Origin of the sequence: Nonomuraea sp. NPDC050478 (genome assembly GCF_044458265.1) — a bacterium.
In the GTDB taxonomy this organism is placed as follows: domain Bacteria; phylum Actinomycetota; class Actinomycetes; order Streptosporangiales; family Streptosporangiaceae; genus Nonomuraea; species Nonomuraea ferruginea.
The window spans coordinates 278923-301597 of the sequence record NZ_JBITHT010000001.1; the positions used below are offsets into that span (position 1 = coordinate 278923).

19 protein-coding genes are annotated in these 22675 nt (G+C 71.5%); 7 read left to right on the plus strand and 12 right to left on the minus strand.

Features of this window, described 5'->3' with window-relative positions; translation table 11 throughout:
- Positions 1-19: 19 nt before the first annotated feature.
- Together ACIBF7_RS01360 and ACIBF7_RS01365 are read right to left on the minus strand one after the other, a co-directional pair.
- On the minus strand, positions 20-739 hold the full coding sequence (locus ACIBF7_RS01360; RefSeq protein WP_397196093.1) for an ABC transporter ATP-binding protein: 720 nt from the start codon (positions 737-739) through the stop codon (positions 20-22).
- On the minus strand, positions 736-2544 hold the full coding sequence (locus ACIBF7_RS01365) for an ATP-binding cassette domain-containing protein (RefSeq protein WP_397196094.1): 1809 nt from the start codon (positions 2542-2544) through the stop codon (positions 736-738). Before ACIBF7_RS01365 ends, ACIBF7_RS01360 begins: the two co-directional genes overlap by 4 nt.
- A 95-nt stretch (positions 2545-2639) precedes the next feature.
- On the opposite strand from ACIBF7_RS01365, the gene ACIBF7_RS01370 reads away from it, so the two are divergent.
- Positions 2640-3854, plus strand: a complete 1215-nt coding sequence (locus tag ACIBF7_RS01370) for an RNA-guided endonuclease InsQ/TnpB family protein (protein WP_397196095.1) — start codon at positions 2640-2642, stop codon at positions 3852-3854.
- A 37-nt stretch (positions 3855-3891) separates the two neighbouring features.
- Here ACIBF7_RS01370 and ACIBF7_RS01375 read toward each other — a convergent pair whose 3' ends face one another.
- From ACIBF7_RS01375 to ACIBF7_RS01390, 4 genes are all read right to left on the minus strand, one after another.
- Positions 3892-4749, minus strand: a complete 858-nt coding sequence (locus ACIBF7_RS01375) for a branched-chain amino acid ABC transporter permease (protein WP_397196096.1) — start codon at positions 4747-4749, stop codon at positions 3892-3894.
- Positions 4746-5954 (minus strand): ABC transporter substrate-binding protein, encoded by a 1209-nt coding sequence (locus ACIBF7_RS01380; protein ID WP_271277341.1) that lies wholly within the window; start codon positions 5952-5954, stop codon positions 4746-4748. Before ACIBF7_RS01380 ends, ACIBF7_RS01375 begins: the two co-directional genes overlap by 4 nt.
- 91 nt (positions 5955-6045) lie before the next feature.
- Complete coding sequence (locus tag ACIBF7_RS01385) at positions 6046-7602, minus strand: FadD3 family acyl-CoA ligase (RefSeq protein WP_397196097.1); 1557 nt, start codon at positions 7600-7602, stop codon at positions 6046-6048.
- Positions 7603-7611: 9 nt separating this feature from the next.
- Positions 7612-8424, minus strand: a complete 813-nt coding sequence (locus tag ACIBF7_RS01390) for an enoyl-CoA hydratase-related protein (protein WP_148035406.1) — start codon at positions 8422-8424, stop codon at positions 7612-7614.
- Between the two features lie 94 nt (positions 8425-8518).
- On the opposite strand from ACIBF7_RS01390, the gene ACIBF7_RS01395 reads away from it, so the two are divergent.
- Together ACIBF7_RS01395 and ACIBF7_RS01400 are read left to right on the plus strand one after the other, a co-directional pair.
- Entirely contained in the window at positions 8519-10081 is a 1563-nt protein-coding gene (locus ACIBF7_RS01395) for a class I adenylate-forming enzyme family protein (RefSeq protein ID WP_271277338.1), read from the plus strand.
- Positions 10082-10171: 90 nt separating this feature from the next.
- The gene (locus ACIBF7_RS01400; RefSeq protein ID WP_148035408.1) at positions 10172-10960 is read left to right on the plus strand and encodes a FadR/GntR family transcriptional regulator; all 789 of its coding nucleotides are present in this window, start codon (positions 10172-10174) and stop codon (positions 10958-10960) included.
- A gap of 54 nt (positions 10961-11014) precedes the next feature.
- Here ACIBF7_RS01400 and ACIBF7_RS01405 read toward each other — a convergent pair whose 3' ends face one another.
- The 4 genes from ACIBF7_RS01405 to ACIBF7_RS01420 form a co-directional block, all read right to left on the minus strand.
- The gene (locus ACIBF7_RS01405) at positions 11015-12058 is read right to left on the minus strand and encodes an ABC transporter substrate-binding protein (RefSeq protein WP_219542914.1); all 1044 of its coding nucleotides are present in this window, start codon (positions 12056-12058) and stop codon (positions 11015-11017) included.
- Between the two features lie 34 nt (positions 12059-12092).
- Entirely contained in the window at positions 12093-12947 is an 855-nt protein-coding gene (locus ACIBF7_RS01410) for an ABC transporter permease (RefSeq protein ID WP_148035410.1), read from the minus strand.
- The gene (locus tag ACIBF7_RS01415) at positions 12944-13723 is read right to left on the minus strand and encodes an ABC transporter ATP-binding protein (RefSeq protein WP_148035411.1); all 780 of its coding nucleotides are present in this window, start codon (positions 13721-13723) and stop codon (positions 12944-12946) included. The genes ACIBF7_RS01410 and ACIBF7_RS01415 overlap by 4 nt, the downstream gene beginning before the upstream one ends.
- Before the next feature lie 144 nt (positions 13724-13867).
- Positions 13868-14587, minus strand: coding sequence for an enoyl-CoA hydratase/isomerase family protein (locus tag ACIBF7_RS01420; protein ID WP_397196098.1), 720 nt, complete (start codon positions 14585-14587; stop codon positions 13868-13870).
- A 49-nt stretch (positions 14588-14636) separates the two neighbouring features.
- Between ACIBF7_RS01420 and ACIBF7_RS01425 the strand changes: the two genes are divergently transcribed.
- Entirely contained in the window at positions 14637-15044 is a 408-nt protein-coding gene (locus ACIBF7_RS01425) for a nuclear transport factor 2 family protein (protein WP_397196099.1), read from the plus strand.
- Positions 15045-15097: 53 nt separating this feature from the next.
- Positions 15098-16630 carry an AMP-binding protein gene (locus ACIBF7_RS01430; RefSeq protein WP_397196100.1) on the plus strand — a complete coding sequence of 511 codons (1533 nt, stop codon included), beginning with the start codon at positions 15098-15100 and terminating at the stop codon, positions 16628-16630.
- Between the two features lie 7 nt (positions 16631-16637).
- Here the strand turns inward: ACIBF7_RS01430 and ACIBF7_RS01435 are convergent, their stop codons facing one another.
- Positions 16638-19529: a hypothetical protein gene (locus ACIBF7_RS01435; RefSeq protein ID WP_397196101.1), complete on the minus strand. Its 2892-nt coding sequence runs from the start codon at positions 19527-19529 to the stop codon at positions 16638-16640.
- Positions 19530-19672: 143 nt separating this feature from the next.
- Complete coding sequence (locus ACIBF7_RS01440) at positions 19673-20428, minus strand: enoyl-CoA hydratase-related protein (protein ID WP_397196102.1); 756 nt, start codon at positions 20426-20428, stop codon at positions 19673-19675.
- 92 nt (positions 20429-20520) lie between these two features.
- Between ACIBF7_RS01440 and ACIBF7_RS01445 the strand changes: the two genes are divergently transcribed.
- Positions 20521-21543: an acyl-CoA dehydrogenase family protein gene (locus tag ACIBF7_RS01445; protein WP_397196103.1), complete on the plus strand. Its 1023-nt coding sequence runs from the start codon at positions 20521-20523 to the stop codon at positions 21541-21543.
- Between the two features lie 2 nt (positions 21544-21545).
- On the plus strand, positions 21546-22670 hold the full coding sequence (locus tag ACIBF7_RS01450) for an acyl-CoA dehydrogenase family protein (RefSeq protein WP_397196104.1): 1125 nt from the start codon (positions 21546-21548) through the stop codon (positions 22668-22670).
- Positions 22671-22675 lie beyond the last annotated feature (5 nt).

Here is a 22675-nt window from a genome sequence, read left to right on the forward strand (position 1 = left end):
GTCGTCTTCCTTTCTCACGTCACCTGCCCATGCAGGCGTCCTTGATCCGCTCCAGGTCGTCGATCTCGGCCACCGGGGAGCTCACCACGACCTTGCCGACGTCGATCACCGTCACGTGGTCGGCGACCTCGACCGCGGCCTCGACCGCCTGCTCCACCAGCACGATCGCCAGCCCCGACACCTTCAGCTCCGACACCCTGGCCATCACCTCGGCCACCACCGACGGCGCCAGGCCGCCGGACGGCTCGTCGAGCATGAGCAGGCGCGGCCTGGCCATCAGGGCCTGCCCGATGGCGACCATCTGCTGCTGGCCGCCGGACAGCGCGCCCGCCGGGGAGTCGCGCTTCTCGCGCAGGATCGGGAACAGCTCGTGGATCCGGTCCAGCTCGCCTTCCAGCGCCCTGCGGCGCAGGCCGAGGCTGTAGCCGCCGAGGAGCAGGTTCTCCTGTACGGACTGCTCCCGGAAGACCCGCTTGCCCTCCTGGACGTAGCTGATCCCGAGCTTGACCCGGGCGTGCGCCGGAACGGAGGCCAGCGGGCGGCCGTCGTAGACCAGCTCGCCGCCGTGCACCGGGTTGAGCCCGGCGACGGCGCGCAGCGTGGTGGTCTTGCCCGAGCCGTTGCGGCCGAGCAGCGCGGTGACCTGGCCGGGCCTGGCCTCGAACGAAACGTCCCAGACCGCGCGCAGGTCGCCGTAGCCGGTGGCGAGGCCGGCCACGGTCAGCAGGGCGTCGCTCATGCGTGTCCCTCCTTGCCGGTGGTGACCGAGTCGTCGGTCACGCCGAGGTACTCGTCGCGCACCCGCGGGTCGGCCTCGATCTCGGCCGGGGTGCCGGAGGCGAGCACGGAGCCGCGGGCCAGCACCACGATCTCGTCGGCCAGCGACAGCACCAGGCCGAAGTTGTGCTCGACCAGGATGACCGTGCAGCCCGCGTCGCGGATCCGGCGGATGAGCGCGGCCAGGGTCTCCACCTCGGCCTCGTCCAGCCCGGAGGCCACCTCGTCGAGCAGCAGCACCTTGGGCTCGGCGACCAGCGCCCGCGCGACCTCCAGCAGCCTGCGCATGCCGAGCGGCAGCGTGGCCGCCTCGGTGTCGGCCAGGTGGTCCAGCCCGACGAGCGCGAGGGCCTGGCCGGCCTGCTCACGGTCGCGCCGCTGGACCCGGCGGAAGCGCCGGGTGCGCAGGATCGCGCCGCCGAACGAGGCGGGCTCGGCGGTGTAGCGGCCGGAGGCCACGACGTCCCTGACGGTGATGCCGGGCGGGATCAGCGGGGTCTGGAACGTCCGCGCCACGCCCAGCCTGGCGATGGCGTGCGTCGCCGCCGTGCCGATCTCCTTGCCGTCCAGCGTGATCGTGCCCGCGTCCCTGCGGTAGTAGCCGCAGACGAGGTTGAGCAGCGTGGTCTTGCCGGAGCCGTTGGGGCCGATCAGGGCCGTGACCCGGCCGGGTTCGGCACGCAGCGCCGCGTTCGTGAGCGCCTGGTTGCCACCGAAGGCCTTGGCCACGCCGGTGACCTCCATCGTGCCGCCGGTGATGGGCGCGATCTCCGTCTCCGTGCCGGCCTTCGCGCCGGGCAGCACGCCGGCGGCCCGGTCGAGGCGGGCGGCCAGTTTGCGTGCCGCGCCGGCCACGCCGCCGCTCATCAGCACGCCGCCGATCAGGAGGAACAGGCCGAAGAACACCAGCGAGTACTCCTGGAAGCTGCTCGACTGGGAGTTGCCGTACTCCACGACTCCCGCGCCGAGCAGCGCCCCGTACACGCTGACCGAGCCGCCCAGGATGGAGGCGGCCAGCGCGCCGGTCGCGACGTGGAAGCTGAAGGCGTCCAGCGAGACGAACAGGTCCAGGTTGGCGAAGAGCGCGCCCGCGAGCCCGGCGGGGACGGCGCCGATCGCGTACCCGGCCAGCTTGGTGCGGAAGACGGACATGCCGACCGACGACGCCAGCACCGGGCTCTGCTTGAGCACCTGGAAGGCGATCCCGTGCCGGGAGGCCACGATGTTGCGGAACGCCGCGAACCACAGGATCGTGACCGCGACCACGCAGAAGTAGAACTCCTCGGGCCCGAGCTGGTAGCCGAACAGCGTCGCGGGCGGGATGCCGGAGAGGCCGTGCGCGCCGCCGGTGTGCTCCTCCAGGATCGTCACCACGTCGGGCACCAGCAGCACCAGGAAGAACGAGGTCATGGCCAGCGACCAGGAGCCCAGCCGGAGCCCGGGGATGCCGGTGAGGATGCCGACGACCAGCGCCGCCAGCCCCGCCACGAGCAGGTGGACCAGCAGGTCGGTGGTCCCGGCCTTGGAAATGATCGCCGCCGTGTAGGCGCCGGCCGCGTACATGGCCACCTGACCGATGGCGAGCTGGCCCGCGTACCCGAGCGACAGGTTCAGGCCGCTGACGATGAGCGCCATGATGAGCGTCAGCTCCACCTGCCGGGTGAGCCCGTAGTCCGCGCCCAGGAACGGCAGCGCCAGCAGCAGAGCGCCCAGCAGCGCCGGGTACACCCACGACGGCACCGCCCGGAGGGCTGCCCACGCCTTCATCTCGTCACCACGCACTCACAGCGTGGACGCGCCATCCCGCAGGGCGGGGAGGAAACGCGGAACGGTCGGACACTTCTGTCTCCGGAATTCTGTCGGTGCTGATCGGTAGTTTGATCGGCGTGTCCCGCTACCGGCTCCAGCCTTCGCCCGCCCAGGAGCAGGCGCTGCTGGAGCACTGCGGGCACGCCCGGTATGTGTGGAATCTCGCGGTTGAGCAGCACGCTCACTGGAAGCCGGGACGCAGATCCGCGCCGGGGTTCGCCGAGCAGTGCCGTCAGTTGACCGAGGCGCGGGCGGAGTCCGCGTGGTTGCGGGCGGGGTCGGTCATCGTCCAGCAGCAGGCGCTCAAGGACTTCGCGCAGGCCATGAGCACCTTCTTCGGCGGCAGCCACCGTCGTCCGGCGTGGCGCAAGCAGGGGCGGGGTGAGGGGTTCCGGATCGTCGCCGCCAAGGCGGGTGACGTGCGCCGCCTGTCGCGGCACGTGGGCGAGGTGAGGGTCCCGAAGGTGGGCTGGGTGCGGTTCCGCTGGTCCCGCGCCGTCCCCGAGGGGGTGAAGTCGTACCGCGTCACCCGCGACCGAGCCGGGCGCTGGCATGTCGCGTTCGCCGCGATCCCCGAACCCGTTCCCGCGCCGGGCCTGGGTGAGGTGGTCGGTGTCGATCGTGGCGTCGCGGTCTCGGCGGCCCTGTCCACCGGCGAGATGCTGCACGCCCCCGGGCTGCACGACACGGAGAAGGCGCGACTGCGGCGGCTGTTGCGCAAGCTCGCCAGGGCCACGCGCGGATCGAACCGGCATGCCAAGGTCAAGGCCGCCGTCGCCCGGCTGAAGGCACGCGAGAGCGACCGGCGCAAGGACTGGGTGGAGAAGATCAGTACTGACCTCGCCCAGCGGTTCGACGTGATCGCCGTCGAAGACCTGCGGATCCGCGCCATGACCCGGTCGGCACGTGGCACCGTCGAGGTGCCGGGCCGGAAGGTGCGTGCCAAGGCGGGGCTGAACCGGGGCATTCTCGCCGCCGGATGGGGCGGTCTCGTCCGACGCCTGGAGGACAAGGCGCCCGGGCGGGTGGTGAGGGTCAGCCCCGTGTACACGAGTCAGCGGTGCTCGGCGTGCGGGATCGTGGACCGGGTAGCGCGTGAGAGCCAAGCGCGTTACCGGTGCCGGTCGTGTGGATACGCCTGCAACGCTGATGTGAACGCGGCCAGGAACATCGCACACGCGGCAGGGCATGCCGTGTCTGCGCGGGAAGGGCCACGGGATGCCGGGCCGGAGCACCGCGAACCTCAACCTGTCCTCCTCTCCGTGTGAGACGCGTTGGAATCCCCTGCCTTCGCAGGGGAGGATGTCAAACCACCCGTTCCTGGACCTTGCCGAACAGACCCGTGGGCCGGATCATCAGCACCAGCAGGAGGATCGCGAAGACGCTCAGGTTGCTGAACTCCGAGCCGAGGTAGCGGGCCGCGTGCTCCTCCACCAGCCCGACGGTGAAGCCGCCGGCCAGCCCGCCGTAGAAGCTGCCGAAGCCGCCGATCGCCAGCGCCACGAAGCCCTTCAGGGCCAGCGCCGAGCCGAGCGTCGCGACGGCGAACGTCTTGGGGCCGATGAAGAAGCCCATCAGCCCGGCGAGCAGCCCGGTGACGGCGAACGCGGCGAAGGCCAGCGTGCGCACGTTGACCCCGCGCAGCACGGCCGCCTCGGCGTCCTGCGACATCGCGACCACGGCGAGGCCGTTGAGCCGCCTGCGGGTGTAGAGGTGGATGCCCACCACGAGCAGCACGGCCATGGCGATCAGGCCGAGCTCGAAGGTGTACACCCGGCCGCCGGCGAGCGTGATCGCCTCCTTGGAGCCGATGAACGGCACCTCCAGCGGCTGGGTGCCCCAGATGAGCTGGGCCAGGCCCGTCAGGACCGTGCCGAAGCCGAGCGTGGTGATCAGCTGGGTCTGGTGGTCCGCGACGGGCCGGACGGCGACGCGCTCCAGGATGGCGGCGATGAGCATGACCACGGCCATCGTCAGGAGGATGACGGCCGGCGCCGGGAGCCCGAACGTGACGTGGCCGGCGTAGGCGACGAAGGCGCCGATCATCATCAGCTGGGCCTGCGCGAAGTTGAACGACCGCGAGGCCACGTAGACGATGTTGTAACCGATGGCCACGAGCGCGTACACGGCTCCCAGCGACAGCCCTGCGTAGACGAGCGTCACTTGGACGCGCCCATCTGGCCGTTGACGATCGGGGCGGGGTCCACGAACGTGTGGGTGCCGCGCGCCAGCTTCGGCTCGTGCGACTCCGCCGAGTACGGGTAGCTCGCGTAGACCGCGGTGCCCGCGTTGCCGTTGACCTCCGGCTTCTCCAGCGACTTGGCGATGGCCGCGGCGTCGGTGCTGCCGGCGTCCTTGGCCCCGGCGGCGATGAGCAGGACGCCGTCGTAGCCGAGGACGTTGACCATCGCGCCCTTGATGCCGCCGAGCTCCTTCATCTTCGCGACGGCCTTGTTCGTGGCCTCCGCCGCCGGGTCGTAGACCGTGGCCGCGTTCACCTCGATCTTGAGATTCTTCACCTCGGCCGAGCCCAGCAGGCCCTCGGGGGGCTCCTGGGTGACCAGCGGGGTCGAGGCGACCGACGTCTCACCGAGCAGCGGGACGTCCCAGCCCAGCTTGGTGATGCCCTTGAGCACGTACCCGGTGGGGGCGCCGTAGGCGTTGAAGACGACCACGTCGGGGTCGGCGTCGCGGAGCGCGGAGATCTGGGCGGTCATGTCGAGCGCGGCGGAGTCGTACTCGACCTTGCCCACGACCTCGTAGCCGTTCTCCTTGAACACGGTCTCGGACAGCTCGCCGAAGTTCTTGGCGTACGGGGAGTTGCCGTGCAGGATGCCGATCTTCTTGTAGCCGTTGGACTCGAACACCGGCAGGTAGTCCTCGACCACCACGCGGGGTGAGGCGGCCAGGTTGAAGGCCAGCGGGTGCTGCTTGGGGTCGGCCGTGTCGTCGATGTTGGCCGAGTTCATGAACAGGATCTTGTTCTGGTTCAGGATCGGCGCGACCGCCGAGCTGACCTGGGTGCCGGCCGTCACGATGTAGGCGTCGGGCTTCTCCTTGGCGAGCTGCGCGCGCAGGCCGGACACCGCCTTGGTGGGGTTGGCGTTGTCCGGCGACTCGATGAGCTTGATCTGCCGCCCGTTGACGCCACCGGACTCGTTGACCGTCGCGACGCCGGCCTTGACCGAGTTCACGCCGGTGATGAGCTGGTCGGTGACGGGCCCGGCATCGCTGCCGGCGCTCACCATGATCACGTAGGGGGCGTCGTCCGCGCCCGCTGTCCCGGCTTCCTCTGCGGCGGCGCCGCATGCCGGGAGCGCGAGCAGGGCGGCCGCCAGAACCGCCCATCTCGCCCGGTGGCCCTTCATTGAATCAATCCAATCTTATCTATGATTGAATCCTAGTAAGAGAAGGCTGGCACAAGGGTCTCTCCTTGGCAATGGGGCGACGGTGAAAAGGTCAGAGCGTTACGCGCAGGTCGCGCCGCAGCACCTTGCCGCTGGCGTTGCGGGGCAGCTCCTCGACGAACTCGACCGTACGGGGGACCTTGAAGTTGGCCAGCCGCTCCCGCGCCCAGGAGATGATCTCCTCGCCGGTGGCCTCGGCGTCGCGCCGGCGCACCACGTACGCCCTGGCCACCTCGCCGAGCCGGGCGTCCGGCACGCCGACCACCGCCACCTCGGAGACCGCCGGGTGGCGCGCGAGCGCCTGCTCGACCTCGGCGGGCGAGACGTTGAACCCACCGACGAAGAAGAGGTCCTTGATCCGGTCGGTGATCTTCAGGTTGCCGCCGGCGTCGAGCGTGCCGACGTCGCCCGAGTGCAGCCAGCCCTCCGCGTCGATCGCCTCCGCCGTGGCGGCGGGGTCCTCCCAGTAGCCGGGGGTGACGTTGGCGCCGCGGATCAGCACCTCGCCCGGCTCGCCCGGCGGCAGGTCGCGGCCCTCGGCGTCCACGACCCGCAGCTCGACGCCCGGCAGCGCGCGCCCGTTGGTGCGGGCGATCACGTCGGCGGAGTCGCCCGCGCGGCACATCGTCGCGGTGCCGAAGCACTCGCTCATCCCGTACGCGGTGATGAAGTGCTCGAACGGCAGCTCGGAGCGGGCCCGCTCGACCAGCGCCACCGGCACCACGGCCGCCCCGGTGGCGGCCACGCGCAGCGACCCGAGGTCGAAGGACTCCCGGCCGGGGCTCTCCAGCAGCGAGTAATAGATGGTGGGCGGCCCGTTCATCACCGAGATCCGGGCGGACTCGATGATCCGCATGACCTCCACCGGGTCGAACACGGCGAGCGGCACGATCGTCAGCCCGTTCATCAGGCTCGTGATGATGCCCGCCTTGTTGCCGCCGGTGTGGAAGAACGGCAGCGACACCAGGTAGCGGTCGCCGGGCCGCAGCCCCCAGATCCGGCCGTACGCCGCGTACAGGTCCAGGCAGGTGCCGTGCGGGATCGTCACGCCCTTGGCCCGGCCGGTGGTGCCGGAGGTGAAGATGACCTCGCTCAGGTCGGCGGGGTCCACGGCCAGCGCCGTCTCCCTCGCGGTCTCCGGGCTCACCGCCGCGCCGCCCGCCAGGAAGTCGCCCCAGCTCCCGCCGTCGAGCATGTCGACCACGGCGAGCTCGCCGAGCGCGGGCTCGTCCCCGTCACGCTCCCGCAGCGCCGCCGCGTAGTCGTAGCCGAGGAAGCCGTTGTCCAGGAAGACCGCCTTCGCCCGGACCCGGCCGAGGATCTCCCGGGCCTCGCGGCCGCGGTAGCGGGTGTTGAGCGGGACCACGGTGGCGCCGGCGCAGTGCAGGCCCAGCGAGGCGACGATCCAGCGGTGGGTGTTGGGCGCCCAGATGCCCACCCGGTCGCCCGGCCGGACGCCGAGCGCGATGGCGCCGCGCGTCACCTCCAGCGCCGCGGCCAGCAGCTCCCGGTACGTCAGCTCAGTCTCGCCGTCGATGACCGCCGGCCGGTCGCCGAACCGTTCGACCCCGGCCATCAGCATGCGCGGAACGGTCCGCTCCGTGTCCATCAAGGCCTCCTATTTCCCGGTGAACTTCGGCTCGCGCTTCTCCACGAAGGCGCTCAGGCCCTCGCGGAAGTCCTGGGCGCGGGAGGAGACCTCCAGCGCGAACGCCTCGGCCGGCAGCTGCTCGCGGAGCGCGGCGTCGGCGGCCTGGTTGATCAGGGCCTTGGTGAGGCCCAGCGCCACCGTCGGCCCGGCCGCCAGCCGGGCGGCGAGCGCGCCCGCCGCCTCGTCCGCCCGGCCCGGCTCGACGACCTCGTGCACGACGCCCCACGCGCTCGCGGTGTCGGCGTCGAGGCGCTCGCCGAGCATGAGCAGGCGGCGGGCGCGCAGCGGGCCGACCGCGCGGGCGGTCAGCCAGGTGGCGCCGCTGTCCGGCGTCATGCCCCGGGTGATGAACGGCTGCCAGAAGGTCGCCGTGGTGTCGGCGACCACGAAGTCCGAGGCCAGGGCGAGCTGGAAGCCGATCCCGACCGCGTACCCCGTGACGGCGCACACCACCGGCACCTGCAGCTCGCACAGCTGGGGGATCAGCCGGTGGGCCTGCGACGGCAGCCGCCGCTGGATCGCGCCCGGCCTGGGCCGGCCGCCGGAGCCCGCGTTGCGCGCCACGATGTCGAAGCCGCTGCAGAAGTCGCCACCCTCGCCCGACAGGAGTACGGCGCGTACCCGTTCGTCGTTCTGGGCCAGCTCCAGGGCGTCGATGACGGCGCGCAGGGAGCGGTCGTTGAGCGCGTTGCGCCGGCGCGGGTCGGCCAGGCGCAGGGAGAGCACGCCTTCGGAAAGCCCTGTGACCAGGCCTTCCACAGCGGGATACTCGCTATACATGCAAGCATTATAAAGATGCACTCTTTGATCCCGTCACTCCTACGTGTAGATGTTACTATCTTTGTAATGATTGCGTTTCATGGAGAGGACGCGGATGAGCACGAGCGTTCCACGGGGGGACGGGCAGGCCACCGGGCCGGCCGGGCGATCGCTGACGGAGCTCCTCGACGAGCTGCCCGCGCTCGACGAGGCCACCGTCGTGCATTCGACCAGCAGCACCCTGACCCTGGCAGAGCTGCGCGCCGCCGTGTCCCGGGTGGCCGGCGAGCTGACGAGGGCCGGGGTCCGGCCGGGTCATCCGGTCGGGGCGCTGGTCGGGTCCGGCGCCTCCGGCGTGGTGGCGATGTTCGCGGCCTGGCGGGCCGGGGCCGTCTACATGCCGGTCAACCACCGCATGACGGGCCACGAGGTGGCGGCGCTCATTGACGACACCCCCGTGTGCCTGCTCCTGGGCACCACCGGGGACCTTGAGGGGCGGGACGCCGGCATCGGCGTCGTGGAGCTCGACGAGACCACCTGGAGCGCCCGCACCCGCAGGCCCGTGCCGGCGGACGCGACCACGTACGACGACGACATCGCCCTGGTGCTGCGCACGTCGGGGACGACCGGCAAGCCCAAGGCGGTCCTGCTGCGCCACGACGGCACGCTGGACGCGCTGGACGCGAGCCTGCGCAAGCTGCGCCGGCGGAGCTCGGGGCCGCGCGAGCCCCGGGCGGAGCTGCGGGCCAACCTGATCCCCCTGTCCCTGGCGCTGTGGGCGGGGATCTTCAACACGCTCTTCTCGTTCCGCGCCGGGTTCGGCGTGGTGCTGCTCGACCGGTTCACGCCGGAGGAGTTCGCCAGGGCGGTGCGCGAGCACGAGCTGACCTCGACGGTGCTCGCGCCCGCCATGATCACCATGCTCAGCGAGGCGGACGGGGTCGACACCCTGGAGCCGCTGCAGATCGTGCGCTCCATCACCGCGCCGCTCTCCCCCGCCGTCGCCCAGCGCTTCCACGACCGGTACGGCGTGCTCGTGCTCAACTCGTACGGGCAGACCGAGCTCGGCGGCGAGGTCGTCGGCTGGACGATCGAGGACATCCGCACCTACGGCACGGAGAAGCTCGGCGCGGTCGGCCGCCCCTACGACGACGTGGACGTCCGGATACTCGACGAGCACGACCAGGACCTGCCGGCGGGCGAGCCGGGCCACATCCACGTCCGCTCCCCCTACCGCATGCGCGGGTACGCGGTCGCGGGCGACGAGGACGCCGACCGGATGCTCGACGGGTTCCTGCGCACCGGCGACGTCGGCCGGCTCGACGCCGACGGGTTCCTGTGGATCGAGGGCAGGGTCAGCGACATGATCAACCGGGGCGGCCTCAAGGTCTTCCCCGACGAGGTGGAGGAGGTGCTGCGGCGCCACCCCTCGGTGCGCGACGCGGCCGTCGCGGGCGTGCCCGACCGCCGGCTCGGCGAGGTGCCCTGCGCGTGGATCGTGCCGGTCGACGGCGAGGTGGACGAAGGGCAGCTGACCGCGTGGTGCCGGGAGCACCTGGCGCCCTACAAGGTGCCGGTGTCCTTCGTCGCCGTCGACGCCATGCCGCGCAACGACGTGGGCAAGGTGCTGCGCCGCCAGTTGCGGACAAGCGCCCCGCCCAAGGAAGTTATGCTGTAGTCATAAAGATTGTAAGATTGACAGCGGTGTCGCGAGCGCCTGTCCGGCGCCTCGCCCGCTCCCGGAAACCATAGGAGAGAAGAGGCACGCGTGCGACAGCTACGACAGCCGCGTCTCGCCGAGATCGTCGCCGCGAAGCTGCGCGACGACATCCTCTCGGGCCGGCTCACCGAAGGAGACAGCCTGCCCAGGCAGGAGCATCTCTTCACGGAGTTCCGGGTCAGCCTGCCGGCCGTGCGCGAGGCGATGCGCATCCTGGAGACCGAAGGGCTGGTGTCGGTGCGCCGCGGCAACGTCGGCGGCGCCGTCGTCCACCTGCCCACTCCGCAGCGCATCGCCCGCACGATCAGCATGGTGCTGCAGACCCGCCGCACCACGATGTCCGACGTGAGCGGGGCGCTGCTGAGCCTGGAGCCGACCTGTGTCGCGCTCTGCGCCGCCCGCCCCGACCGGGCCGAGACCACCGTGCCCGAGCTCCGCAAGGTCATCGCGGAGCAGCAGGCGGCGTTCGACGACGCGGAGCAGTTCCCGCTGCTGGCCCGGCGCTTCCACGAGAAGATCGTCGAGACGTGCGGCAACGAGACGATGATCGTCATCATCGGCTCGCTGGAGCTCATCTGGACCGCCCACGAGTCCACGGTGTGGGGTGACGTCCCGGCGGGCGACGACACCGACTCCCCCATGGCGCGCAAGTCGCTCAGGGCGGCGCTGCGCGACCACGAGAAGATCGTCGACGCGATCGAGGCCGGCGACGGGGCCCGCGCCGTCAAGCTGGCCACCGCCCACCTGGACGCGACGCGGAGCTCCAGCCTGGGCGCCTCGCAGAACGACCTGGTCAACACCGACCTGCTCGACAACATCGACTACGGCACGCGCTGACCTCACACGGAAACGGCCGCCGGTCTCCCGGCGGCCGTTTCTCGTCCGTACGGGTCAGGCCGCGCCCACGGCCTCGGCCCTGAGCGTGTCGTCCACGAGCTTGTCGGCCGGGAGCAGATCGGTGTAGGTGAGGATGCCCTCGACCTTCACGAACATCTCCTGCATCTCGGTCAGCGTGCCCTCGTTGATGGCCAGGCTGCTGTCGAAGGCGTAGAGACCGCCGCCGCTGATGGTGTTCTCCGGCACCTTCATGAAGTCGGCCAGCATCTTGACGATCTCGGCGTCCTTGCGCCAGTCACCCTCGAACCGCTTGGCCGCGCAGGCGTTGGCCTTCAGGAAGCTCACCCCGGTGGCCCGCTCGGTCTTCAGCAGCTTGGTGCCGAAGATGATGCCGGCCGTGGTGCTCGATCCGTACGCCTTCTTCGAGTCGACCAGGGCGTGCGCCACGTCCTGGTCGATGGCCTTCTGGGTCTCGGGCGCGAACAGCAGCGCGGCCTCCACGCCGCCGTTCTTGAGCGCGGGCACCATGTCGGAGCTGCCGAGGGTGACCAGCTCGACGTCGCCGAAGCTCAGCCCGCCGGCTTCGAGCGACTTGCCCAGCAGGTAGGAGGTGGCCGAGCCGACGGAGCCGAGCAGGGCCACCCGCTTGCCCTTGAGCTCCTCCACCGACTTGATCGACTTGGCGCCGAACAGGCCGCTCGGCGCGGCCTCGCCCTCCGGCGTGTTCACCGAGCCGAGCGAGGCGACCATCTTGAGCTCGGCGCCCTTCGCGACCTGGTTGAACATGCCGGCCGACGGCGAGCCGACGTAGGCGTCGAGCTTGTCGGTGGCGAGGAAGGCGATCGCGTCGGCCGGGTTCTTGATGGGCTCGAACTCGATGGTCAGGCCCTCGTCGCGGTAGCACCCGAGGGCGTCGGCGACGAAGGCCGGGCCCAGCGAGGTGCCGGAGATGTAGCCGACTTTGAGCGTGCGGGTGGTGTCACTGGCGGGCGTGCCGGTCTCCTCCTCGGCGCCGCAGGCGGTCAGCGCGCCGAGGGCGAGGATGGGGAGGGCGAGCGCGGCCATGACGCGCCTGCTCAACGAGAGCCGTGCGGTCACGGGTCGTTCCTTTCGATCGGCCGGTGGGGGGAAGTCACCGGTTCCAGGGGGTGAGCAGCCATTCGACGCCCCGGAGCACCAGGCCGACGATCACGCCGATCAGCGAGATCGAGACGATGCCCACGTACATGTGCTCGGGGACGCCGAGGTTCCACGAGTTCCACACGAGGAATCCCAGGCCGGCGTCGGCGGCGACGAACTCGGCGCCGACGATGACGATGACGGCGAGGCCGGAGGCGATGCGCATCCCGGTGAGGGTCTGCGGCAGCGCCGCCGGCAGCGTGATGTGCACGAGCGTGGACCAGCGCGAGGCGCCGCACGAGCGCCCCACGTCGTGGTAGCGGGGGGAGACGCTGCTGACCGCGTCGATCGTGTTGATGAGGACGACGAAGAAGCAGGTCAGCGCGACCAGGAGGATCTTGCTGGTCTCGCCGAGGCCGAAGATGAGCAGCAGCAGCGGCAGGATCGCCAGCTTCGGCACCGTGTAGAGCGCCGAGATCGTGGGTTCGAGCGCCACCCTGAGCAGCCGTACGGAGCCGATCACCATGCCGAGCGCGACCGCGCAGGACGTGCCGAGCAGGTAGCCGGAGACGATGCGGCTCAGGCTGGCCAGCACCGACTCCTGGTAGACGCCGCTGGCCAGGAGATCGGCCCAGGAGGCCGCGATGTCGCTGGGCGGGGGGAAGTAGTTGCTCTCCAGTACCCCGGCCCCGGCCAGGAGCTGCCACAGGCTGATGAGCGCGACCGGCACGAGGATCGCCAGGCCGCGCTCCATGAGCGTGCGGCGGCGGGCGTAGCCGCGCGGGTCGAGCTCGGCCGGTCCTGGGGCGATCGTCCGCCAGGTGCCGGTGCTCTCGACGGCCTCCTGGTCGCGGGTGACGGGGCTCATGCGGGCTGGAGTTCCCTTCGCAGTCGGTGCCAGATCTCGTCGCGCAGGGCGGCGAAGTCGGGCGAGGCGCGGATCTCGTCAGGGTGCCGCGGCCGGTCGAAGGGCACGTCGATCACCGTGGCGATCCGGCCGGGCCGCGCGCTCATCACCGCGATCCGGTCGCCGAGCAGCAGCGCCTCGTCGATCGAGTGGGTGACGAAGACGACCGTGTTCTGGTTGGCCTGCCACAGGTCCAGCAGCTTCTCCTGGAGCAGCAGGCGGAGCTGGGCGTCGAGCGCGGCCAGCGGCTCGTCCATGAGCAGCGTCTCGGGTTCGACGGCGAGCGCCCTGGCGATCGCGACCCGCTGCTTCATGCCGCCGGAGACGGTGTCCGGGTACGCGTTCTCGAAGCCGGACAGGTCGAGCTGGGCGAGCCAGTGATCGGCGATCTCCTTGGCCCGCGCCCGCCGGACCCCGGTCTGGAGCAGCGGGAAGATGACGTTCTCCCTGATCGTCTTCCACGGGAAGACGGAGTAGTCCTGGAAGACCACGGCCGACAGGGATCGGGACGGGTCGTCGTGCCGCATGTCGATCGTGCCGCTGGACGGCCGCTCCAGCCCGGCCATGACCCTGAGCAGGGTGGTCTTGCCGCAGCCCGAGGGGCCGAGCAGGCACAGGAACTCGCCGTCGTGGACGTCCAGCACGATCTCGTCCAGCGCGCGGACGGAGCCGGCGCCGCTGGAGAAGACCTTGCCGAGCTTGCGCACGGCGATCTTCACGGGCTGTGTGGGCGGCATGCGAACGCCTTTCTGAGCGCTGCCATCAGCACTGATCTAATACTCAATCATTAATAAGATACGCAAAGCATGGGTCAGCGACAAGGCCGTTGCCCCGGTTAAGGCCAACCCGTAACCTTCCGTCGCGCCCACCCGGTCTGCGGCTCACCCGCCCAGCACCTCGTCCGACACCCGCGACTCGACGGCGTACGCGTCCGCGAGCGTGCCGCGCACGCCCTCACCCACGGCGCGCTTGATCCCGCGCACGGCGGCGGCCGGGTGGCCGGCGATCAGCTCGGCCAGGTCGAGGGCGCGACCGAGCGCGGCGCCGTCCGGCACCACCTCGCCGACGAACCCCCACGCGCGCATCCGCTCCGCGCCGAAGCGCTCACCCGTGAGCATCACCTGCATCGCCGCCGGGTAGCCGATCTGCCGGGGCAGCCGGGCCACCGACCCGCCACTCGCGATGAACCCGTGCCGCACCTCCGGCAGCGAGAACAGCGCCGACTCCCCGGCGATCCGGATGTCGGTCGCGCCCGCCAGCTCCATCCCGGCGCCGAAGCAGATGCCCTCGATCGCGGCCACGACCGGGACCTCCAGCACCACGTCACGCAGGAGCGCGTGATGCACATCGGCCCACACCGCCGCGGCGGGCCCGCCACCGCGGATCGCCGCGGCGACGTCGGCGGAGAACGTCGCGAGGTCGGCGCCGGAGGAGAAGTCGCTCCCACCGGTCACCACGACGGCCCCCGCGCCGGAGGCCGCCACCTCCCGCCAGGCCGCGGCCAGCGCACGAAAGCCCGCCAGGTCCAGCGCGTTGCGGCGGGCGGGACGGTCGAGTGTGACGAGACGGACGCGCGGCCGGGGCTCGGACACCACGATCATGAGCACTCTCCTCTTATGATTTACATCATTAAAATGATAGATTGCGGCAATGGTCGACACCAGCCACGCCGAGGACGAGGTCCTCATCCGCTCCCTCATCGGGCTCGCCGCCCACCTCGCCGACGAGGGCGAGCCGGACGACTACCGCGCGCTCTACACCTCCGACGCCACCTGGAGCTTCGGCGGCAGCACCCAGCACGGCGCGGACGAGATCGTCGCCGCCACCCGGCAGCGCCGCGCCGAAGGCGTCAGCGGGCCCGGCACGAACACCCGCCACCTGGTGGTCCCGTTGCACGTGACCGTGACGGGCGACGCCGCCACCGCGGTCTCGTACTTCCTGTTCTTCGGCGACACCACCGGCACCCCCGCGGTGCGGGTCTTCGGGGTCTACACCGACGAGCTCGTCCGTACGCCGGAGGGCTGGCGCATCAGCAGCCGGACGAGCCGGGCGGGATGACCTTTCGTGCGTGATTCGGCAATGATGTCCTCTACTCGGGAGGGCCACTCACCATGACGACGACGATCGAGACGCTGCTGGCAGCCGCGGCCGGAGACGCCGCGGACGTCCCCGCGCTGATGTGCGAGGGAGAGTCGGTGACGTACGCCGAACTGCACGCGCGCGTGCGCGAGGGCGCCGCCGCCTGGATCGCGCACGGCCTGCGCCCCGGCGACCGGGTGGCCTGCTGGGCCGCGAACACGATCGACTGCACCGTCGCCATGCTCTCGGCCATCGTGGCCGGGGGCGTGCTCGTCCCGCTCAACCCGCGCTACACGAGCGCCGAGGTGGCCGCGATCCTGCCCCGGGTCTCCGCCCCCTTCCTGGTCGCGCCCGGCCTGCTCGCGGGGCGGCGGCTGGCGGCCGAGGCGCTCCCGATCGCGGGCGGCGCCCAGGTGGTCGCCCTCGGCCCCGACGTGCCCGAGGGCGCGGTGGGATGGGACGAGTTCCGCGCGGGCGCGGGTGCGGCGGCACGGGTCGAGCCGGGCGAGATCATCGCGATCCAGTTCACGTCGGGCACCACCGGACGGCCCAAGGGCGCGGTGCTCCGGCAGGAGCCGTTCCTCACCACCGCCCGCACCTGGGCCGAGGTCGTCGGGCTCGGCCGGGGCGACGTCTACCCGGTGACCTATCCGCTCGCGCACATCGGCGGGTTCAAGACCGGTCTCATCTCGCCGTTCCAGGTGCGGGCGACCGCGGTGCTGATCCCCGTGGTGTCGGCGGAGTCGATCGCCGAGGTCGTCCGCACGCTGCCGGTCGCGGTGCTCAACGCGCCGCCCGCCGCGCAGCGGTACGTGGTCGCGGCCCGCCGGAACGGCGACATCCCCGGCGAACCGGCCATCCGCGTGGCGGTCATCGGGTCCGCGATCGTGCCGCCCGCTCTCGTACGGGACCTCAAGCAGGAGCTGGGGGTCGGCGACGTGGTCATCGGCTACGGGCTGACCGAGGCGACAGGGGTGTGCACCATGACCCGCCCCGGCGACCCGCTCGACCTGGTGTGCGACACGATCGGCCGGCCCATCGACGGCGTCCGGGCGCGGGTCTGGGCGCCGGACGCGACGGGCAGCCCCGTGGTGGGCGAGATCGAGGTGACCGGCTCCAACGTCATGGCCGGCTATCTCGACGACCCCGCCGCCACGGCCGAGGTGATGCGCGACGGCTGGCTCCGTACGGGCGATCTGGGCTGGATCGGCGAGGACGGCTACGTGCGCATCGCCGGGCGGACCAGGGACATGGTCATCGTGGGCGGGTTCAACGTCTACCCGGCGGAGGTCGAGCACGTCCTCGCCGACCATCCGTCGGTGACGGACGCGGCGGTCGTCGGCGTGCCCGACGACCGCCTCGGCGAGGTGACGGCGGCCTTCGTGGTCGTCTCCGGAGAGCTGGACGAGAGCGAACTCCTCGCCTGGTGCCGCGAGCGGCTGGCGAACTTCAAGGTGCCCCGGCGCGTCTGGATCCTCGACGAGCTCCCGCGCGGCGCGGTCGGCAAGATCGCCAAACCCCGCCTCCAGGAGCTCGCCGTGGACCTGCTCCGCCGGCCGGGCTGACCGCCGCCTAGCCCTTGACGGCCTTGTCGACCAGGGCGCTCAGCCGCTTCTCCTCGGCGGAGACGCCGATCTGGCCCAGCTCGAACTCCTTGGCGAGCGATTTGAACCGCCAGGCGGGAAGGACCGCCACCGCGCGGCACAGCCCCGCGACCGTGGTGAGGTCCACGTTGAGGACCTTCTTCTTGCCCGACGCCGGCGGCGGAGGCAGCTTGGCCGGGCCCGTGTCGTGGACCACGTCGAGGGTCTTCTCCTTGAGCAGCGAGAACAGCTCGCCGGCGAGATAGCGCTGGGTCTCGATCGTGACGCCGCCCGTCCGCTTCGCGAAGAACCCGGCGAGCAGCGGCACCAGGGCGTCCCTGCGGAAACCCACGTTCTGGACGGCGAACACGCAGTACGAGGCCGCGATGTTGTTGCGGTACCGTTCGACTCCGGCGTCACCCTTGACCTCGTCCAGAGCTTTCAGGTGCTCCAGCACCGCCTCCAGCGGCAGCCGGTCGAGATCGACCTGCTTCTGGCCCGGCTGCCCCGCGCCGGGAGGCGTGCTGGTCGCCAGGTGGCCGAAGGCGTAGAAGCACTCGACCATCGTCTCCTTGGACTCGTGGCCGGGGTTGATCCGGACGTACCACTCCTCCTTCTGCTCCGCCGGCGCCGCCCCCCACGGCCCCGGGATCCTGCCGACGTACGACGTCCGCAGGAACGAGAAGCTGTCGCGCCAGTCGATCAGGACGAGCTTGGCGAAGAGGGTGTCGATCTTGGCGGGGAACGTCGCGCGCAGGAGCAGGGGGATCCCGTCCACGTAGGAGGTCCCCTGGCGCTGGTTCGTCCGGTCGATCGGCCAGCAGAACTCGTCCACGAACTTCGCGTTCCGGGCGGCGCTGTCGATCAGCGCAAGCTCGTCACGGTGCCCGTGCCTGAGCATGTGGATCACGAGCTGTCCCTCGTCGTGCCGGGCGAGGTCGAGCTGGGCGTCCTGCAGCAGCACCTCGGCCCGCGCGAACACGGATTCGAGGTTGCCCTTCTTCGACAGCAGGGTGAGATCGCCGGCGGCCACCTTGCCGGTGCCGAACGAGGCGTACTTCTGGTAGCTCTTGCACAGGAAGACCTCCAGCCTGCCGGCGGCGATGTCCTCCTTCAGGCCGCCGAGGATGACGTCGAGCCGGCCCTTACCACCGGTCGACCCGGGCGCGAGCTGGATGGTGGTGTCGATGATCAGCACGCACGGCGCCGCGCCCTTCTTCTGCGCCGCCAGGGCCTCGCGCACCGAGATCACGAGCTTTTCCGGCGACGGCACGGAGTAGGGCGCGCTCGGGTTCAGCGTCGCGACCAGGACGTCCTGGTGCGGCGTCAACGTGTCGCCCTCTCTGAGCCTTCTGAGCAGCTCGCCGGTCTCGAAGTAGTCGATCTGCTCGGTGGAGCGCGAGACCTGCTCGTGCCCCCGCCAGGACAGCGCGATCCACAGCGCCGTCCCGAGCGCTTCCATGCCGCTGGTCGTGAGGTAGCTGTACATGTGGACCTGCTCGCCCTCGACCAGCGGCGCGATGCTCGGCGCGCGTTCCAGCATGACCCGCCGCACGGCCCGCCGGTAGTCGTCCCCCGTGTAGTTCCCGGCCACGGCGACCACGATGCCGATCTCGTCCATCATGAGGTCGACCGCGCGCAGTGCCACCGACGGGTTGTGCTGGTTGGCCACGACGATGTCGAGGAGCCGGCCCAGCGAGCGCAGCGCGTTGGCGGTCAGCGCGTCGGTGCGCTTCGGGCCGAACTCGTCGGTGAGGCCCAGCACGAGGTGCTCGACCATGGCGCACACCGGCGCCAGCTCGGTCTTCTGGCGCGCGATCTCCTGCAGGCGGGCGAACGGGCTGCCGGTGATGAGCGCCACGAGGTCGGCCCAGGTGTTGACGGTGGAGTCGGCCGGGGGCTCCGGCTTGCCCGTGTCCATGAGCTCGTAGAGCTGGTAGGCCGACGGCGTCGCGCCGAGCTCCTGAAGGATCGACTTCCAGGCGATGTTCTGGTCCTTGAAGGCGGCGGTGCCGCTCAGCACGCTGATGCCCGTCCGCCCTTCGACCGGTTTGATCCTGAGCCCGGCCACCACCTTCGGGTCCACCATCATCGCCAGCTTCTCCAGCACGCGCGGGCTGTTGACGAGGATGTCGTCCGGGTCCGGCATCACGGTGCCCAGCTTGGCCAGGAACTTCTGCAGGGTGTCGACGTAGTTGGTGCGCCAGTAACTGGCCGCGAGCTCGTTCTCGGCCGACAGGCCCTGCTCCTTGTCGCGCTGGGTCTTCGCCGCCCGGAAGCCGATCTGCTCGACGATGTGCTCCTGCGTCGTGCCCTTCACCGCCGCCGCGAGCTCGGCGCGGCGCTCCTGTGAGTACGTCGTCGGCTTGGCGTTGATGGAGTCGACGAGCTCCGCCGCCTTCCGGAGATGGCCCATGGACGAGGCGTCGCGCTCGTCGGCGACGCGGTCAGCGAGCGCGGCCAGGTCGGCCGTGGCGAGGTCGAGCGCCTCCAGCGTCAGCGGGTCGTGGCCGCCCGGGGTCGTCTCGGGGCGCTCGTCGGGCTGCTTCGGCGGCAGGACGTCGAGGTAGTGCGCCACGTCCTGGTGCTGCGGCTTCTCCACGGGCGTCCGCACCGTGGGGTGGGCCAGGCGGGTCGCCGCGGTCGCCTTCATGAAGGCGTGGGCGACCTCGCCCCTCAGCTGGGCCGCGATGAGCCGGGACTTCTCGCTGCGTTCGGCCGCCGAGCGCTCGGCCAGCGTCTCGGCGATGAGCTTCACGGATTCGAACGCGGCGGGCGAGCCCAGCTGCGTCAGCGCCCTCGCCACCGCCTTGGCCGTGGTCGGGTCGGGCTTCGCGACGAACTCCTGCCAACCCGCGGGCAGCACAGAGTCGTTCGACATTACCGACATGCTTCCTCCCCTTGTCCCATGCGCTGGGACGGACAGATGACGGTGGGCCCCCACCCGATGCTCGATGCCGGACCGACCCGCGTCAATGCGATCGGCCCCGGTTTTTGGAACGGGACAATGTCCGTCCTCCCTCGTCAGCGGCGGCGGACGCGTTCGCGGAGGGCTGCGACCGCGTCGGTGAACGCGGGCTGGCGCATCGACCAGTCCTGGGCGATCTGCTCGACGCCCGCGGCCATCCGGGGGTCCGTCAGGGAACGGCTGAGCCGCATGGTGGCCTTGGCGCGGCGCACCGCGTCCGGGGAGCGGCCCGCCACCCGGGCCGCCATGCGGCGTGCCGTGTCCATCAGCTCGCCGTCCGCCACGCAGCGCCAGATCAGGCCGCGCCGCTCCGCCTCCTCGGCGGTCAGCCGGTCGCCGAAGAGCACCATCGCCGCCGTGCCCTGCCGGCCGACGCGCTGCTCCATCCGCCACAGGTGGCCGCCGCCCGGGTGGATGGCGAGGTCGAGGAAGCGCGGGTCGAACGTGGCGCTCCTGGCGGCCACCACCACGTCGCACGCCAGCGCGAAGCTCACCCCGGCCCCGATCATCGGCGCGTGCACCGCGGCCAGCACCGGGACCGGCAGCGCGGCCAGGGCGTCGAAGCCCCGGTAGACGGCCGTCGGGTCGTCCGCGGGCGTGCCGAGCGCGTCCATGTCGCCGCCCGAGGAGAAGACCGGCCCGTTGGCCCGCAGCACCACGGCCCGCACGTCCCGGCCGAGCCCGGCGCACGCCTCGGCGAGCTGCCCGACCAGCACCGGGTTCAGGCTGTTGCGCCGCCGGACGTCGTCCAGGGTGATCCACGCGACGTGGTCCTCCACCTCGACGAGCACGGCCTTCCTGTCGTCCGCCATCGCTTCCTCCTCGGGTTCGTTGCCGCGCGGGCGGCGGGGTTCTATAATGGCCCTATTCTGTAAATGATAAAAAAGATAGTCCTCGGAGTGGCATGGAGATCGAGCTCACCGCCGAGCAGCGGGCCTTCCGCGAGTCCTGCGGCAAGCTGGCCGCCCACCTGGCGTCCCGCTGGCACCGCGGGCGCGGCCCCCATGACGTCGGCCCGGCCGCGCCCGACGAGGCGTCCTGGTCGCGCGTCGCCGAGGCCGGCTGGCTCGCCATGCGACTGCGCGAGGAGAACGGCGGGGCGGAGGCCGGCGCCGTCGACATGATGATCCTGGCCGAACAGCTCGGCCACCACGCGGTCGCCGCACCCGTCCTGGGCACGGTGATCGCCGCCGAGCAACTCCAGTCCTGGGGCGCGCCCTCCGAGCTCCTGGAGGAGATCGCCGAAGGCACCCGGCGCCTCGCCCCCGCCCTCACCTCTGACCTGACCGGCTTCGCCGACGCCACGGGGTCGCTGGCGTGGGACGCCGCCGGGGCCGAGTTCGCGGTGGTTCCTGCCGCGGGGACCGCGTATGCGCTCGGGGAGCCCGTACCGTTCGCTGATCAGACGCGCGCCGTACGGCCGCTGGGTGAGCCCGTGCGGACCTTGCCCGAGCTGACGCCGCCGGACGGCGATACGGCCGCGCGGACCTCCGCGTTCGCGCTCAGCCTGCTGGTGGCCGACCTGCTCGGCACCATGCAGGCCGCGCTCGACGCGGCGCTCGACCACGCGAGGACCCGCGTGCAGTTCGGCAGCCCCGTCGGCGCGTTCCAGGCCGTGCAGCAGCTCCTCGCCGACAGCCACGTGCTCACCGAGGCGTCGAGGAGCGCCTGCTGGTACGCGGCCTGGGCCGTCGACGCGCTCCCCGGCGAGGAGGCGCTGCGCGCCGCCCGCGTGGCCAAGGCGTACGCCTCCCGCTCGGCCGTGGAGGTGTGCGAGAACGTGATCCAGGTCTTCGGCGGCATCGGCATGACCTGGGAGGCCCCCGCGCACATCTGGCTGCGCCGCGCCCACGCCGCCCGCGCCGCGTTCGGCGACGAGCACCACCACGAAGCCGTCATCGCCGCCACCGAGTTCTCCGGGAGCTGACCGTGGACTACTCCGACGACCCCGAGGTGGCCGAGTTCCGCGCCGGCCTGCGCGCCTGGCTCCGCGACCACCTGGACGAGCACCGCGACGCCATCGGCTACGAGTCGGCCGAATCCGTCGAGCGGACCTTGCGCTGGCACCGTGCCCTGGCCGCCGCCGGCTACGTGGGCCTGTCGCTCCCCGCCGCCTACGGCGGGCACGGGCTGCCCGACCTGTACGAGGCGGTGCTCAACGACGAGCTGGCCACGGCCGGCGCGCCCCCGCCTCCGCCGATCGGCCACATCGCGCACGCCGTCGCCGACTTCGCCGGCGAGGACCTCAAGACCCGGGTCCTGCCCGGCCTCCTCGGCTGCACCGAGGTCTGGTGCCAGGGCTTCAGCGAGCCGGGCGCCGGATCCGACCTGGCCTCGCTGACCACCGCCGCCGCCCCCGACGGCGACCGGTTCGTGGTCGACGGCCAGAAGATCTGGACCAGCGGCGCCATGTGGTCACGCTGGTGCCTGCTGCTCGCCCGTACCGAACGCGACGAGCCCCGCCACCGCGGCCTGTCCATGCTGGTCGTGGACATGGAGTCGCCCGGCGTCGACCGGCGCGAGATCGTCCTGGCCAGCGGCAGCCGCGAGTTCGCCGAGGTGTTCTTCGACGGCGTCGAGGTGCCCGCGGCCAACCTGGTCGGCGAGCGCGGCCAGGGCTGGCGGATCGCCATGCACATGCTCTCGTACGAGCGAGGCCCGGCCGACATGGGCTGGGTGGGACGGCTGGGCCGGGTGCTGGCCGCCGCCCGCGACGACGTCCGCTCGGGCCGCCTCCCCGCCGACGAGCCGCTGCGCCGCCGCCTCGCCGCCGCGTCGGTGGACCTGCGGGTGCTGCAGTGGCACGTGGCCCGCTCCCTGGCCGACCGCGACCCCGGCGGGTCGGCGGGATCGGTGGACAAACTGCTGACCACCCGGATCGAACAGAACCTGCACCACGTGGTCGGCGACCTCGCGGGCACGTCGTTCGTCCTCGGCGACCCCGCGCCGTACGGCGACTACCTGTGGTCCCGAGCCCAGTCGATCTACGGCGGCACCCAGCAGATCCAGCGCCAGATCGTCGCCCAGCGCGTCCTGGGGCTCCCCCGGGGCTGAACCCG

Bases quoted from the DNA above. Each gene is read 5' to 3' on its own strand.
- ACIBF7_RS01435 (WP_397196101.1), bottom strand. From the start codon at position 19,529: ATGTCGAACGACTCTGTGCTGCCCGCGGGTTGGCAGGAGTTCGTCGCG.
- ACIBF7_RS01385 (WP_397196097.1), bottom strand. From the start codon at position 7,602: ATGGACACGGAGCGGACCGTTCCGCGCATGCTGATGGCCGGGGTCGAA.
- ACIBF7_RS01425 (WP_397196099.1), top strand. From the start codon at position 14,637: ATGGTCGACACCAGCCACGCCGAGGACGAGGTCCTCATCCGCTCCCTC.
- ACIBF7_RS01415 (WP_148035411.1), bottom strand. From the start codon at position 13,723: ATGCCGCCCACACAGCCCGTGAAGATCGCCGTGCGCAAGCTCGGCAAG.
- ACIBF7_RS01395 (WP_271277338.1), top strand. From the start codon at position 8,519: ATGAGCACGAGCGTTCCACGGGGGGACGGGCAGGCCACCGGGCCGGCC.
- ACIBF7_RS01365 (WP_397196094.1), bottom strand. From the start codon at position 2,544: ATGAAGGCGTGGGCAGCCCTCCGGGCGGTGCCGTCGTGGGTGTACCCG.
- ACIBF7_RS01410 (WP_148035410.1), bottom strand. From the start codon at position 12,947: ATGAGCCCCGTCACCCGCGACCAGGAGGCCGTCGAGAGCACCGGCACC.
- ACIBF7_RS01380 (WP_271277341.1), bottom strand. From the start codon at position 5,954: ATGAAGGGCCACCGGGCGAGATGGGCGGTTCTGGCGGCCGCCCTGCTC.
- ACIBF7_RS01420 (WP_397196098.1), bottom strand. From the start codon at position 14,587: ATGATCGTGGTGTCCGAGCCCCGGCCGCGCGTCCGTCTCGTCACACTC.
- ACIBF7_RS01430 (WP_397196100.1), top strand. From the start codon at position 15,098: ATGACGACGACGATCGAGACGCTGCTGGCAGCCGCGGCCGGAGACGCC.
- ACIBF7_RS01445 (WP_397196103.1), top strand. From the start codon at position 20,521: ATGGAGATCGAGCTCACCGCCGAGCAGCGGGCCTTCCGCGAGTCCTGC.
- ACIBF7_RS01440 (WP_397196102.1), bottom strand. From the start codon at position 20,428: ATGGCGGACGACAGGAAGGCCGTGCTCGTCGAGGTGGAGGACCACGTC.
- ACIBF7_RS01390 (WP_148035406.1), bottom strand. From the start codon at position 8,424: ATGTATAGCGAGTATCCCGCTGTGGAAGGCCTGGTCACAGGGCTTTCC.
- ACIBF7_RS01360 (WP_397196093.1), bottom strand. From the start codon at position 739: ATGAGCGACGCCCTGCTGACCGTGGCCGGCCTCGCCACCGGCTACGGC.